Genomic DNA, 14,296 nt, shown 5'->3' with positions numbered 1-14,296 from the left:
GCTGAGCCGCTTGCCGCCGCGGCGGCCGCTTGAGCGATTTTTGTAAGTCGCACTGATGACAGTTTGCGGAGAATCGTCAAAGATAGCCAGATGAGCACAGCCAACACCAACTCCACCACCTTCCAGAGCGTCGCCGCCGCGAGCAAGCCCGGCGCCTCCGCGCGGAAGAACTACGACGATCCGTACAGCAAGCGCCTGTTCCTGATCATCGACAGCCTGCCGGAAATGCAACGCGCGCTGGCGATGACCCTGTCGTCCTTCGGCGCCGACAAGGTGGAGTACGCCAGCAAGGCCGGCGATGCGCTGGCCAAGATGGCCAAGTACGAGTTCGACGTGGTGCTGTGCGACTACGATCTGGGTAACGGCTACGACGGCCTCTATCTGTTCGAAGAGGTCAAGGAGCGCAATCTGATCAAACAGTCTTGCGTGTTCATGATCGTCACCGGCGAGCGCCGCTCCCAGCGCGTGATCTCCGCCGCGGAACTGGGGCCGGACGACTACCTGCTCAAACCCTTCACCGGCGAAGTGCTGCGCGAACGGCTGGAGAAGGCGATGCGCCGCCGCGAAGCCTTCCGCCTCGTGGACGAGGCCATCATGCGCCACGAATACCTGAGCGCCATCGAAGTCTGCTCGCGTCTGATTAGCGAGCGCGGCGAATTCACGCTGGACTTCATGAAACTCAAGGGCTCGCTGGCGCTGAAGATTGGCGACTTCGACAGCGCGCGCTCCTTGTATATGGACGTGCTGCGCATCAAGCCGGTGCCCTGGGCCAAGATGGGCCTGGCCAAATCGCTGACCGGCCTGAAAGCCTACGACGAGGCGCGGCTGCTGTTCGAAGAAGTGCTCACCGACAACGACCGGGTGATGGAAGCCTACGACTGGCTGGCCAAACTCTATCGCAGCAACCACAATCTGGACGAAGCCCAGGCCACCTTGAAGCAGGCCACCGATATCTCGCCGGTGGTGTTCCGCCGCCAGCAACAGCTAGCGGAAGTGGCCCTGCTCAACAATCAGCTGGAAGTGGCGGAAAACGCCTGCCAGACCACGCTGGACATCGCCAAATACACCTGGCACCGCAGTCCCACCCACTACGCCGCGCTGGCGCGGGTGCAACTGGCGCGCGGCGACACCGCCAACGTCGGCCGCACCCTGTCCAATCTGCGCCGCGACTATCGCTACAACGAAGAAGGCGAATGGATGGCCGGCGTGGTGGACAGCCAGCTGCAAAACAAGAAGGGCAACCGCGACAAGGCCCGACAGTTGTTCAGCGACGCCGAAGCCAAATTCCGCCAACTGGCGCCCAAACTCAGCAGCGACGCGCAGATGGAGTTCGCCCGCGCCTGCTACGCCCAGGGGCACAAGGACGCCGGCAACAATGTGATGCGCGATCTGGTGCGCAACCATCACGACGACGAGGAACTGCTCGCACGCTTCGGCGACATGTTCGAAGAAGTGGGCCTGGGCGAAGACGGCCGCCAGCTGATCGCCGACAACGTGCAATCGGTGCTGGAGCTCAACAACCAGGCGGTGCGGGAAGCCCAGGCAGGGCAATTCGACTCCGCCATCGAACGCTTCGTCAAAGCCCACGAGGAAATGCCGCAAAACATCCAGGTCATGCTCAACCTGATCAACGCCACCATGGCCTACGTCCACCGTCAAGGCTGGCACGAAAGCCATATGCGCCGCGCCCACGACATGCTGGGCAAGGTGCGCGACATCGCCCCCACCAACAACAAGTTCCAGAAAATCCTTCAAGCCTGGCGCATGCTGGTGGAAAAGCTGGGCAAGCCGCAATGGGTGCTGTAAGCCCCTGGCAAGACTGGCGCGCGCTGGTGGTGGACGACGAGCCGCTGGCCTGTGAACGACTGCGCCAGCTCTTGCGGGAACAAGGGCTGCAACACGTCTACTGCCTGACCGATAGCCGCCAGGCCATGGCCTGGCTGACACAGAACCTAGCCGATATCGTGCTGGCCGATATCTCCATGCCCGGCGTTTCCGGCCTGGAACTGGCCCAGCAGCTGCGCCGCCAGCCGTTGGCGCCGCAGCTGATCTTCACCACCGCCCATGAACAGTACGCGGTCAACGCCTTTGAACTGGAAGCCATAGACTACCTGCTCAAACCGGTGCGTCGCGAACGGCTGCGCCAGGCGCTGGAACGCGCCTGCCGCCAGCGCGGCGATGCGCCGCAGCCGGAAGCCAGCTTCACAGTGCGCCAGCGCGACCGCCTACTGCCCATCCCTTTCTCCCAGGCCCGTTATCTCAAAGCCGAACTCAAATACGTCACTCTGGTGACCCCGGACGCGGAATACCTGCTGGACGAAACCCTGATTGCGCTGGAACAACGCCTGGGCGACGCTGCCGTGCGTATCCATCGCAATTGCCTGGTGATGCGTCACGCGCTGCGCGAACTGTTCCGCGCCAACGCCGACGGCGAAGAACAATGGCAAGTGCGTCTGGCCGATATCGGCCAACCTCTGCCGGTCAGCCGGCGACAGTTGGCCAGCATCAAGCAATGCTTGAACCAGCAGGACTAGGCAGCACCTCCCCTCTGATTCCACCGCAAGCAATATACAGATCACAAAAATAAAGTATCTGTCATTATTTTAGACAGAATAATGCGTTTTGATTTTCAATCGCATCAAGCTTGACATTAGTCATTTGTCATTATCAGAACTAAAACTATTATCCTCGCCCATGCGCACGGTCCACGCGGCAGCCATCCACCGCCGGCCATGCATTCATTTTTGGGCAAGGAGTGGTCATGCAGTCTTTGAAAATCATTTTGTTATCGTCGGCGTTCAACGGTCTCACCCAACGCGCTTGGCTGGAATTACGCCAGTCCGGTCACCAAGTCAGCGTGCAGCTATTCACCAATGAGCAAGAGGTCGGCGCCAACATCCAGCAATCCGGCGCCGATCTCGTCATCTGCCCCTTCCTCAAAGACCGGGTACCGGAAACCCTATGGCGCGACGCCAGCCGGCCGGTGGTCATCATCCACCCCGGCATCGTCGGCGACCGCGGCGCTTCGGCGCTGGATTGGGCCATCACCCTGCGAGAAAAACGCTGGGGCGTCACCGCGCTGCAAGCGGTGGAGGAAATGGACGCCGGCCCGATCTGGTCCAGCTGCGAATTCGACATGCCGGCGGAAACGCGTAAATCCGAGCTCTACAACGGCCCGGTCAGCGACGCCGCCATGTATTGCATCCGCGACGTGGTGGAGAAGTTCGGTACCGGCTTCGAGCCCGCGCCGCTGGACTACGGCCAAGTTCATGTGCGCGGCCGGTTGCAACCCAATATGAAGCAAAGCGACCGCGCTTTCCTGTGGCAACAGCCCGCCGTAGAGATCAAGCGCCGCATCGACGCCGCCGACGGCCAGCCCGGCGTGCTGACGCAGTTGGCCGGTGGCGACTACTACGTCTACGACGCCCATCTGGACCACCGCGCCGGCCAGCCCGGCAAACTACTGGCGGTGCACGACGACGCCGTGCTGGTGGGCGCCGGCGAGCACAGCCTGTGGCTGGGCGCGCTGCGGCGCAAACCGGAGGCCGGCGAGGAAACCTTCAAGCGCCCGGCGCGACATGTGCTGGCCGGTTTGCTGGACGGCGTGCCGCGGCTGGACTGGTCCATCAATACCCACCCACACTGCGAGGAAAGCTACCAGCCCATCCGCTACCGCGAATACGGCCGCGTAGGCGAACTCACCTTCGAGTTCTACAACGGCGCGATGAGTACCGAACAATGCCAACGGCTAAGCGAGGCGCTGCGCTGGGCCAAGGCCCAGGACACCAGCGTGTTGCTGGTGCGCGGCGGCCGCGGCAGCTTCAGCAACGGCGTCCACCTCAACGTGATTCAGGCCGCGCCGGAACCGGGCTTGGAGGCATGGGCCAATATCCAGGCCATCGACGACGTCTGCCAGGAAATGTTGACCGCGCGCCAACTGGTGGTATCCGGCCTGACCGGCAACGCCGGCGCCGGCGGCGTGATGCTAGCCTTGGCCGCCGACCTGGTCTTCGCCCGCGGCGGCGTGGTGCTTAACCCTCACTACAAGACCATGGGTCTGTACGGCTCGGAATACTGGACCTACAGCCTGCCGCGCGCGGTGGGCGAAGAACAGGCCCGGCTGCTCACCGACGCCTGCCTGCCGCTGAGCGCGCGCGAAGCTTGGCGTCTTGGCATGGTTCACGACATCGGCCCGCACGACCCGCACGACTTCGGCGTCTGGTTGCGACAAGCCGCCGGGCTGGCGCTGAACGACGACCGCTTCCGCCCGCAACGCGCGCGCAAGGCCGAGCTGGACTTGGAACGGATGGAGCGCTGCCGCCAAACCGAGCTGCTGGAAATGCGCCAGGACATGGTGGAAAACCGCGGCCAGTTTTTGGAGAAATGCCGCAATTTCGTGTTCAAGCGCAAGGCCTGCGGCACGCCGCAACGCCTGGTCGCCGATTGGGCGCAGACGCGCTAAGAACCTGTTCCTAGTCTGCTGCGCTTCAGCCATACGGCGTTAAAAACAAGCTCAAAATGCTCATGTACCACTCGTACATTCCGCTTTTTCGTTCGTTTTCGCCTTGTCTCACCCTTGCTCGCGAGACTTTGAACAGGCGCTAAGCAGCGCCCAGCCGGTTTTCAATCACCAAAACGGCCCGCCTAGGCGGGCCGTTTGGTTTCAATTTCATGACGAAAAACAACAGTATTGTTTTACGTACAACTACTTAAAACCCGCTTTTTCATCAGTCAAAGCTAAAAAATAGCCGCGCCTTCTTATAAAATCTGTCATCCCCTCTTTCCCCCTTCCTACGGTTGCTACATGCGGACACGGCTGGTTTATGCAGGATGCATCGCGATATGGCTGGTGCTGAGTGCGCTAGTCGCTCTGTCGATCGCCAGTCACGCGTTGCTGGGCGCCGAGCAACAATTCAACCGTGACGCTCTACTGCTATCCGAACAGCTCAATCAAAAACTACAAAGCCATGAAACCGTGCTGGACAGCTACGCCACCTTCAGCGCGCTGGATCGCCGCCGGGATCTGCCGTCTGAAAAAAGACTGGCTCGGCAACTGCTCCGCCGCTATCCGCAAATCCAGTGGCTGGGTCATATCGAACGCATAAGCCCTGACCAGTTGCCGATGTTCGGCCAACGCCTGAAGCAACTGTACGGCCAAGCGCTGCCCATGCCCACCGCCAGCGGCGGCGGCTGGGAAGGCCGCTTTGGCCTGTTCCCGCTAGTCTTCATCGAACCCATGCCCCAGTCCAACCTGCTGGCCGCGGACCTGGGCCGGCTGCAAGCCGCGCGCCAAGCCCTGCAGAACACGCTGGAAAGCGGCCGGATGGAAATCTCCAGCCAGATCAAACTGCCCGGCCTGCCGGCCGGCTACCTGCTCATCCGCGCCATGGACGACATGCTGAGCAAACCGCTGGCCGCCTCCCTGGCGCCGGCGCACTTCGCCGCCATGGCTATACGCGCCGACAGCCTGCTGCCCAGCCCGCTGTCGCTGCGGGAAGGCGTGGAAGTTCGCCTGTTCCACCGCAACGATCCTCCGCCAGGCCCACCCGCCCTGCTGCGCGGCCCCGAGCGCGCCAGCGCCTTGGAGACCCTGCTGTTCCCGCGCTTGGAAGCTCGCCACCCGCTGGGCGGCGCCAACCAACCGCTCTTGCTCACTATCAACCAGCAACTGGGCTGGCGACAGATCGGCACGTTCGAATGGGGCATGCTGCTGGTCCTGTCGCTGGCTCTGCTGACCGGCTTGCTGTTGGTGTCCCATCACTACCTGCAATTGGCGCACGGCCGCCGCCAACGAGAAAACCAACTGTTCTACCTGGCCAACCACGACCGACTTACCGGGCTGGCCAACCGCAACTTATTCTACGACCGGCTGCAGCACGCCATCTCGCGCGTGGATCGCAGCGGCAAACGGCTGGCCCTGCTGTTTCTGGACTTGGACCGCTTCAAACCGGTCAATGACACCTACGGCCACATCACAGGCGACCGCATCCTGCAACTGATCGCAGCCCGCATCAAGGAAGAATTGCGCGGCGAAGACACCGTGGCGCGGCTGGGCGGCGACGAGTTCGTGGTGTTGATGGAAGACATCGAATCCAACCGCGAGGCGGACAAAATCGTCAATCGCCTGAAACAAGTGATCCACCAACCCTACGAGGTCAACGATCATTTAATTTCAGTGGGCGTCAGTATCGGCATCGCCTATTACCCGGAGGACGGCTTGTTGATCGACGAGCTGCTGACGGTGGCTGACCGGAAGATGTACGGGAATAAACGCGAGATCGCGGCGGCGGGCGCCGAGACGGCCTGATCCCAGGCCGCCGCAACACGGCCCTAATGCGCAGCCTCCCCAAGCGCGACGCCCGGCGACGCCGTTTCCCGCGGCCGCGCCAGGCCGTTGAACCAGACATTCAATGCCACCGCGCTAACCGTGGCCAGCAGGATGCCGCTATGCAATAAGGGCGCCAGCACCTCCGGCAATTGCCGGAAAAAGCCGGGCGACACCGTCGGAATCATGCCCAAACCCAGGCTAATGGCCACCACCAGCAAATTATGCCGCTGAGTCTGATAATCCACCTTGCCCAGAATCTTGATCCCGGTGGCCAACACCATGCCAAACATCACCAGGCCAGCCCCGCCCAACACAAAGGGCGGAATAGACGCCACGATCAGCGACATCTTGGGCACCAAGCCAAACACCACCAGAATGCCGCCTGCCATCACGCATACCCAGCGGCTGCTGACGCCGGTAACGCCCACCAGGCCGACGTTCTGGGAGAAGGAGGTATGCGGGAAGGAATTGAACAGACCGCCAATCACCGTACCCAGCGCATCCACCCGCAAACCGCTCACCAAGGCAGCTCTGTCCACCGGACGCTCCACAATCTCCCCCAGGGCCAGGAACATGCCCATGGACTCGACGAAGATGATCAGCATCACCACGGTCAACGTCAGGATGGACCACAACTCAAAGCGCGGCATGCCGAAACGGAAGGGCGCGATGGGCGCGAACCAGGCCGCCTCGCCCAAGCCGCCCAAGTTGACCTTGCCCAGCAGCAAGGCCAGAGCAAAGCCGAACAACAAACCCAGCAACACCGCGATATTGCAGAAGAAACCTTTCAGATAACGGGTAACCAGCAGAATGAACACCAGCACCGCCACCGATACTCCCAGATAGAGCGGATGGCCGTAATCCGGATTGCCTCTGCCACCGGCGGCCCAGTCAATGCCGACGCGGATGATGGACAGGCCGATGGAGGTGATCACCACTCCGGTGACCAGCGGAGGAAACAGGCCGATCAACCGTCCCATCAGCGGCACCAGCAACAAGCTGAGCACTCCGGCGCCGATGGTCGCGCCGAAAATGCCGGGGAGGCCCAGCGCCGGATTGCCGCCTATGGCCACCATCGGCCCCACCGCGGCGAAAGTCACCGCCATGATGACCGGCAAGCGGATGCCCAAGCCGCGGACGCCCACGCACTGCAATAAGGTCACCACCCCGCAACAGAACAGGTCCGCGCTGATCAAAAACGCGATTTGCTCCTTGGGCAGGCCCAGGGAACTACCGATGATCAGCGGCACCGCCACCGCACCGGCGTACATCACCAACACATGTTGCAGGCCCAGAGTGAACAGCTTGCCCAAGGGCAGGCGTTGATCCACGGGGTGTACCGACAGCTTGGAATCCATGCTCGTCTCCTTTATAGATGCCGGGCCGCTTTTTCAAACACCGCAGCCCTGACGACTTGCTGGTATTACACAACGACTCCTTGACCGCTAAAAAAGGAGGCCTACGCAGGCTAGTCCGCGCTGACCGATTGGATGAGATAGGACTGCGACAGCATCGCCTCGTCGCAATTGTCGCCGGCGCCGATCCGGTCCAGCAGGATGAAATCGCCGGCCCGCTCCAGACAAGTCAGCGGGTGATGCCAAGTGCCGCGATGGTAGTTGACGCCCTGATCGCCGCGCGCCAGAAAGGCTCGGATCCGGCTTTCGTCCGGCCGGTCGCCGACGCAAGCCGGTGCCACCACCACCACGCAAGGGACGCCGTTGCAAGGGATGAAAGCCTGGCTGCCCAGCGGGTGCCGCTCCAGCATGCGGATCTCCAGCGGCAGATGATGCGCGTCGCCGCGCGCCATGCTGATGCCGGGCAGGCCGCCGTCGCCGGCGACATCGATCAGACCCAGCCGGTGATAGCGGCGAGTGCTGCCCTGGTTGATGGGAAACCAATCGCTGCCATCGGCTTCAATCACGTCGCCAAACGGGGCGAAAGCCTGTTTGGTCAAAGGCTCCAAGCTTAAAATCATCATGCCGCGCTCCTCCGTGGGGTGGCGGACCCAGGCGGTTCAATCCGCCAACCGTCCCCAGATTCGCAGCCGGCTGACCCCGCCGTCAGGGAAAATGTTCAGGCGGACATGGGTGACCGCGCCCAGATCGCGCAGCAACTCCTTGCCATAAAAATGCTGCCGGTCCATTTCCGTTTTCTGCTCCGGCAGCAAAACATCCCAAAACATCGCCTGGGTCACGATGGACTGATCGGTGCCATGGCGGACATAGGCGGCCTGCACCGAAATCCGGTCCGGATAATTGCCCTTGAAGTGGGCGGTGTCCACTTCGATGCTCTCCACCAGCGCCGCATGCCCCAGCTCGACGATGCACCAATCGTTGCCCGGCTCCCTGCGGCGTCGGGTTTCCCAGCCGTCGCCCATATTGACACCGCGTCCCGGCATCAGCAGCCGGAACGGCACGCCGAAATGGGCGTCGTTATAGGCGACGATGCGGCCGCCCTTCGTCAGCGCCGACACCTCGTGCGGCACAGCCGGGTCCTGCCGCTCCCAGTCGCAAACCGGCTGGCCGTAGACCCGAAAGCGCGCCACGCCGCCATCCGGATAGATATTCAGGCGCAGATGAGTCCAGCAGCGCGCATCGTCGATGGCGATGAAATGATGGGCGCTGGGGCCCAAGGACGCGGCCGGCAGGATCTCCACCCACTCGGTCCGCTCGTCCGGATCTCCGGCCGAGCGGCAAGCCTCCACCGAGGCCGCCGGCGGATAGTTGCCGCTAAAGTGGCTGGTATCAATGTCCAGCCCCTTGATCACACCGGGCAAGCCCAGCTGGATCACCGCGTGGTCGTAGCCTCCGTTGCGGCGGCGGCGGGTTTCCCAGCCGTCCATCCATTTGCCGTGATCGTCGAACTCGCCGACGATGAACACCGGCTCGGACGCTTGCAGCATCCGCTCCGCCGCGGCGAACCACTGATCGGAACAGGCCAGGACTCTGGCGCCGAAATCGGCGGCGGCCAGGTTGGCGTAACGTCGGGCGAATTCCGGCACATCGGCCGCCGGAGCGTGCAGCACCGTTCCCGCCGGGTGATTGACTAGCGCCATCAGACTTTCTCCTTATCAATGACGTCGGCGCGCGCGCCGTTCGCCGTTCATGCCGTCAGCCGGCTCCAGATCAACGCCAGCCCCAGGGCCAGGAAAAACAAGGCCGAAGCCTTGAGAAACACGATGCGCAGCACCGCCAGACGCTGGAAGAACAGCTCCGCCAACAGGCCGTACGCGGTCTTGCACGATAAATCGATCACCACCCAGCCGGCCGCCATCCAGCCCAGTTGCGGCGCCAGCGACGCTTGGGCGTTGATGAACTGCGGCAGCAGCGCCACGAAAAAAGCGATGTCCTTGGGGTTGCTGATGCCCAGCAGAAAGGCATGGGAAAACCATTGCGCCGGCGCGCCGCTCCGGCCATTCTGCGCGGCCGCGGCCTGCCCTGCGCCGCGCCAGGCCTTGAAGCCCAGCCACAGCAGATAGCCAGCGCCCAGCAACTGCAAGCCGGCGAACAGGCCGGGCGAGGCCAGGATCAGCGCGCCCACGCCCAAGGCGGACAACAGCAGCAGCGACAAAGAAGCCAACACGCCGCCGGCAAACGCCGGCCAGGCGCGCAGCAGGCCATGCTCGGCGCTGGTGGTCACCATAAACAGCGACAGCGGTCCGGGCACGGCGATCACCACCAGGATGGACAACAAATACATGACGAGAATCTGGCTGGACATGGCGGCTCCGGCTAGGCGATCAGTTCGGCCAGACGCAGGCCGGCGATCCGATAGATCTGCTGCAAACAGGCCTGCCGCTCCGCTTCCGGCTCGGCGGCCAGCCGCCGTTGAAATTCGGCGATGATGTCGGCGCGCTGATAACCCCGCACCGCCAGGATGAAGGGGAAGCCAAAACGCGCCCGGTAGTCCGCGTTCAAGCGCCGCAACAGTTCCAGCTCCTGCGGCGAGCAGCGGTCCAGGCCGGCGCCGCCTTGCTCGGCGGCGGATTCAGCGGTCACCTCCCCGCGCAGCGCCGCCTTCCCGGCCAGCTCAGGGTGGGCGCGGATCAAGCGCAATTGCGCCTCCGCGCCCGCCTCCTCCACCTGTCGCCGCATGCAGCCATGCAAATCGGCCACGCTGGCGAACGGCCGCAGGCCGGCCGCCTGCGCCGCCACCCAGGGCGAATGTTCGAAAATGCCGCCCAGCGCGGCAACGAACCGCTCCGTCGGCAGCGCGTTCAACTGCGTCAGCGTCAAGGACATGACCCGTCTCCGGTGAAAGGATGCGCTTCCCGCCAATGCCGGGCGATATCCACCCGCCGGCACACCCACACTCGCGGATGCCGCTCCAGATAATCGAGAAAGCGGCACAGGCCGGCAAAGCGGCCGGGCCGGCCGATCAGCCGGCAATGCAGCCCCACCGACAACATGCGCGGTTTGTCGGCGCCCTCGGCGTAGAGCACGTCGAACGCGTCTTTCAGATAGCTGAAGAAGTGCTCGCCGGTATTGAAACCCTGAGCGGTGGCGAAGCGCATGTCGTTGGTGTCCAGCGCGTAAGGCACGATCAGATGCGGCTGCTCGCCGCCGTCGCTGCGCCGCACCCGGGTCCAGAACGGCAAATCGTCGCCGTAGTAGTCGGAGTCGTAGAGAAAGCCGCCGTCGTCCGCCACTAGCCGACGCGTGTTGGGGCTGTCCCGGCCGGTGTACCAACCGGACGGACGCTGGCCGGTCAGGCGGCGGATCGCCTCCACGCAACGCCGCATATGCTCGCGCTCCACCGCTTCGTCCACTTCTTGGTAATGAATCCAGCGATAGCCGTGGCCGGCCACCTCATGGTCCAGCTCCGCCAGCGCACTGGCCAGCTCCGGGTGTCGTTCCAGCGCCATGCCCACGCCGAACACCGTCAGCGGCAGACCCCGCCGCTCAAACTCGCGCAGCACGCGCCATACCCCGGCGCGCGAGCCATACTCGTAAACCGACTCCATCGACAGATGCCGCGCCGGATACGTCTCCGCGCCGATGATTTCCGACAAGAACTGCTCGGAGCCGGCGTCGCCATGCAGCACATTGTTCTCGCCGCCCTCCTCGTAATTGAGCACGAACTGCACGGCGATGCGCGCCCCCCCCGGCCAATTAGCCTCCGGCAGTTCGCGGCCGTAGCCGATCAAATCGCGTGGATAATCCCCCTGCATGGCCATCCTTCCCGCAATCAGCGTTTGAGGTTGAACACCGTCCACGGGTCCAGGCGGCTGGGGGCTTCCACCTTCATCCGCCGTTCGCAGTCTTCCAGATGATGATGCATCGCCGCCGCCGCGCCGGCGCGGTCTCCCGCCTCCAGCCGCGTCAGAATCGCCTCATGTTCGTCGAAGGAGCAGGCGCTGCGGCCGGGCACATCGTACAAAGCAATGATCAACGAAGTGCGCGAGCACAGGCCGTGCATCAGCTCGGTCAACACCTCGTTGTCGGCCAGCCGCGCCAGCTGCACGTGAAAAGCGTTGGACAGGCGAATCCAGCTGACCCGGTCGCCGCGTTCGAAAGCCGCGCGCTCGTCGGCCACCATGCGCCGCATCGGCGGCAAACGCTCGGCCAGATCGGACAAGGCCAGCAGCTTGTCCAGAATCGCCGCCTCCACCATGCGCCGCGCCTCGAACACATCTCGGGTTTCCTTCTCGTCCGGCTTGGCGACGAAGGCGCCGCGGTTGGGCTGGATGTCCACAATCTTGTCGTGCGCCAACTGGGCCAGCGCGCTGCGGGCGCTGCTGCGCGAACACTGGAAGGCGTCGCACAACACCGCCTCGGTTAGCTTGACCCCCGGCAATAGCCGCTGATCGATCACCGCGTCGAAGATTTCCCAGTACAAGCGGTCGGCGTCATTGCTCGGCGCGCCGTCGCCCACCAGGGTGGACGCCCTGGGCGCGGCGGCGGCCTGGGTTCCGTTAGCGGAATGCAACATGTCTCCTCCTGGTATTTCCATATCCTGCTCTATGCTTTCAGAATTTTGTTGACAATTATTGTCGTGAGCAAACACTATCGTCAACACAAATTGTCGACAATTTTAAATCGCCATCGCGAACAACAAGATCGACAACAGGTCCGCCAGATCGGGCCGCACAACAAAGGAGAAACAACCGTGGGCAAATTGACCACCCATGTGCTGGACACCATGCACGGCAAGCCGGCGGCAGGCGTGCGCTGCCAGTTGTACCGGCTGGACGGAGAGCAACGCCAGTTGCTGGCCGATGCGGCGACCAACCGCGACGGCCGCTGCGAGCGCCCGCTGCTGGAAGGCGAATCACTGCGCGCCGGCGTGTACGAACTGCTGTTCCATGCCGGCGATTACTTCGCCGCCCAGGGCGTGAAACTGCCGGAACCGCGCTTCCTCGATCAGGTAACGCTGCGTTTCGGCATCTCCAATGCGGACGAAAACTACCATGTGCCGCTGGTGGTGACCCCGTGGTCCTACTCCACCTATCGCGGCAGTTGACGCTGTTCCCGTCCCCCACCCGGAAACCTCGCCATGGAAAACTACCTGCTGGAGCTGGGCAACCTGCTGCTGCGCTGGTTGCACGTGATCGCCGCCATCGCCTGGATAGGCGAATCGATTTACTTCGTCATGCTGGACAACAGCCTGTCCCCGCCCTCCGCCGCCGATGCCCGGCGCGGCCTGCACGGCGAGATGTTCGCCGTGCACGGCGGCGGCTTTTACCACAACCAGAAATACCTGGGCCAGCCGCCGTTCCCGCTGGACGACAAGCTGCACTGGTCGTTTTGGAAATCCTACGCCACCTGGCTGTCCGGCTTCGGCCTGTTCTCCCTGCTCTACCTGTTCAACGCCTCCTTCTACCTAGTCAACCCGGCCAGCCCCTGGGCCTGGGCGGCGGCCTTGTCCGGCGGCCAAGCCGCGCTGATCGCCACCGCCTTCCTGCTGGGCGGCTGGCTGGCTTACGACCAACTCTGCCGCCGCATCAGCCCGGACATGAACCGCGACGGCCCGCTCAGCATGGCGGTGGCGCTGCTGATGACGCTGGTGGCTTACGCCAGCAGCCAAATTTTCCAGGGCCGCGCCGCCTTCCTGATCACCGGCGCGGTGATGGCCACCTGCATGTCGGCCAATGTGCTGTTCTGGATCATCCCCGGTCAGCGCCGCATGGTGCGCGCCATCCGGGCCGGCGACAAACCCAATCCGCTGGACGGCCTGCGCGGCAAGCAGCGCTCGGTGCACAACACCTATTTCACGCTGCCGGTGGTGTTCCTGATGATCAGCAACCACTACTCCTTCACCTACGGCAACCGCCACGCCTGGCTGATCATGGTGCTGTTCATCCTGTCCGGCGCGCTGATCCGTCAATACTTCGTGCTGCGTCACTCCGGCCGCAAGCGGCCGCTGCTGCCGGCGTTGGGCGGCCTGTTGCTGGCCGGCATGGCGCTGTTGGCCGCGCCGCCGCCGCCCACCATCGCGCCAACCGCACCGCAAGCCGCGGCGGATTCGCTGGCGGCGTCGACGGCGCAAAAAACAGCCGACAGTCTGCGCCAGATTCACGCCATCATTCAGAACCGCTGTCTGTCCTGCCACTCGGCCACGCCCAGCCAGGCCGGCTTCGTGGCGCCGCCGGCCGGTTTGAAGTTTGACGATGCGCAGGAAATCCTCATCAACGCCCACAGAATCAAGCAGGCGGTGGCGTCCAAATACATGCCGCTGGCCAATTTGACCCAGATGACCCAGGAAGAGCGCGAGACTCTGGCGAAATGGGGACCGGCACCCGGCCGCTAACGCAACGCCGACCCGTTTGAAAATAGCGAGCGGCTTAGCCATATGGGTTGACTGGGGATAACTTTCCCATTCCGCCTCATCTGTGGATATCTTGAAACGATCAAGAAGAAGCCGCCTCGCCTTGACCCCCGCCCGCCGCTCGGCAACAATCCCCCCGTTGCCGCCTACACGCGGCACCCGGGATTGGCGTCCCGGTACATCTCCATCTTTGTGGCCTAC

General features: G+C 63.3%; 13 protein-coding genes. 6 read left to right on the top strand and 7 right to left on the bottom strand.

Features of this window, described 5'->3' with window-relative positions:
- Window positions 1-90: 90 nt before the first annotated feature.
- From MOV80_RS09550 to MOV80_RS09535, 4 genes are all read left to right on the top strand, one after another.
- Window positions 91-1,806: a tetratricopeptide repeat-containing response regulator gene (locus MOV80_RS09550; protein ID WP_019102367.1), complete on the top strand. Its 1,716-nt coding sequence runs from the start codon at window positions 91-93 to the stop codon at window positions 1,804-1,806.
- Window positions 1,794-2,534, top strand: coding sequence for a LytTR family DNA-binding domain-containing protein (locus tag MOV80_RS09545; RefSeq protein WP_043592411.1), 741 nt, complete (start codon window positions 1,794-1,796; stop codon window positions 2,532-2,534). The genes MOV80_RS09550 and MOV80_RS09545 overlap by 13 nt, the downstream gene beginning before the upstream one ends.
- 227 nt (window positions 2,535-2,761) lie before the next feature.
- Entirely contained in the window at window positions 2,762-4,462 is a 1,701-nt protein-coding gene (locus tag MOV80_RS09540) for a hydrogenase maturation protein (protein WP_043592412.1), read from the top strand.
- A gap of 387 nt (window positions 4,463-4,849) precedes the next feature.
- Window positions 4,850-6,307, top strand: a complete 1,458-nt coding sequence (locus tag MOV80_RS09535) for a sensor domain-containing diguanylate cyclase (RefSeq protein ID WP_161523058.1) — start codon at window positions 4,850-4,852, stop codon at window positions 6,305-6,307.
- A 23-nt stretch (window positions 6,308-6,330) separates the two neighbouring features.
- Here MOV80_RS09535 and MOV80_RS09530 read toward each other — a convergent pair whose 3' ends face one another.
- The 7 genes from MOV80_RS09530 to MOV80_RS09500 all read right to left on the bottom strand — a co-directional run bounded on the left by MOV80_RS09530 (window position 6,331) and on the right by MOV80_RS09500 (window position 12,259).
- Window positions 6,331-7,686: a nucleobase:cation symporter-2 family protein gene (locus tag MOV80_RS09530; RefSeq protein WP_081574443.1), complete on the bottom strand. Its 1,356-nt coding sequence runs from the start codon at window positions 7,684-7,686 to the stop codon at window positions 6,331-6,333.
- Window positions 7,687-7,796: 110 nt separating this feature from the next.
- Complete coding sequence (locus tag MOV80_RS09525; protein ID WP_019102205.1) at window positions 7,797-8,306, bottom strand: ureidoglycolate lyase; 510 nt, start codon at window positions 8,304-8,306, stop codon at window positions 7,797-7,799.
- A gap of 36 nt (window positions 8,307-8,342) precedes the next feature.
- Window positions 8,343-9,383 carry an allantoicase gene (gene alc, locus MOV80_RS09520; protein ID WP_019102206.1) on the bottom strand — a complete coding sequence of 347 codons (1,041 nt, stop codon included), beginning with the start codon at window positions 9,381-9,383 and terminating at the stop codon, window positions 8,343-8,345.
- A gap of 47 nt (window positions 9,384-9,430) precedes the next feature.
- Complete coding sequence (locus tag MOV80_RS09515; protein ID WP_019102207.1) at window positions 9,431-10,048, bottom strand: LysE family translocator; 618 nt, start codon at window positions 10,046-10,048, stop codon at window positions 9,431-9,433.
- A gap of 11 nt (window positions 10,049-10,059) precedes the next feature.
- The gene (uraD, locus tag MOV80_RS09510) at window positions 10,060-10,569 is read right to left on the bottom strand and encodes a 2-oxo-4-hydroxy-4-carboxy-5-ureidoimidazoline decarboxylase (protein WP_043592413.1); all 510 of its coding nucleotides are present in this window, start codon (window positions 10,567-10,569) and stop codon (window positions 10,060-10,062) included.
- Window positions 10,560-11,498 (bottom strand): allantoinase PuuE, encoded by a 939-nt coding sequence (puuE, locus tag MOV80_RS09505; RefSeq protein WP_202948733.1) that lies wholly within the window; start codon window positions 11,496-11,498, stop codon window positions 10,560-10,562. The genes uraD and puuE overlap by 10 nt, the downstream gene beginning before the upstream one ends.
- A 17-nt stretch (window positions 11,499-11,515) precedes the next feature.
- Window positions 11,516-12,259 (bottom strand): GntR family transcriptional regulator, encoded by a 744-nt coding sequence (locus MOV80_RS09500; protein WP_019102210.1) that lies wholly within the window; start codon window positions 12,257-12,259, stop codon window positions 11,516-11,518.
- Window positions 12,260-12,436: 177 nt separating this feature from the next.
- Here MOV80_RS09500 and uraH point away from each other — a divergent pair, with 177 nt between their 5' ends.
- The gene (uraH, locus tag MOV80_RS09495) at window positions 12,437-12,790 is read left to right on the top strand and encodes a hydroxyisourate hydrolase (protein WP_019102211.1); all 354 of its coding nucleotides are present in this window, start codon (window positions 12,437-12,439) and stop codon (window positions 12,788-12,790) included.
- Between the two features lie 33 nt (window positions 12,791-12,823).
- Window positions 12,824-14,077: a urate hydroxylase PuuD gene (locus tag MOV80_RS09490; protein ID WP_019102212.1), complete on the top strand. Its 1,254-nt coding sequence runs from the start codon at window positions 12,824-12,826 to the stop codon at window positions 14,075-14,077.
- Window positions 14,078-14,296: the final 219 nt, after the last annotated feature.

The organism is Chromobacterium sp. IRSSSOUMB001 (assembly GCF_023507765.1).
In the GTDB taxonomy this organism is placed as follows: domain Bacteria; phylum Pseudomonadota; class Gammaproteobacteria; order Burkholderiales; family Chromobacteriaceae; genus Chromobacterium; species Chromobacterium haemolyticum.
This window is presented reverse-complemented; position numbering and strand designations above follow the sequence as displayed.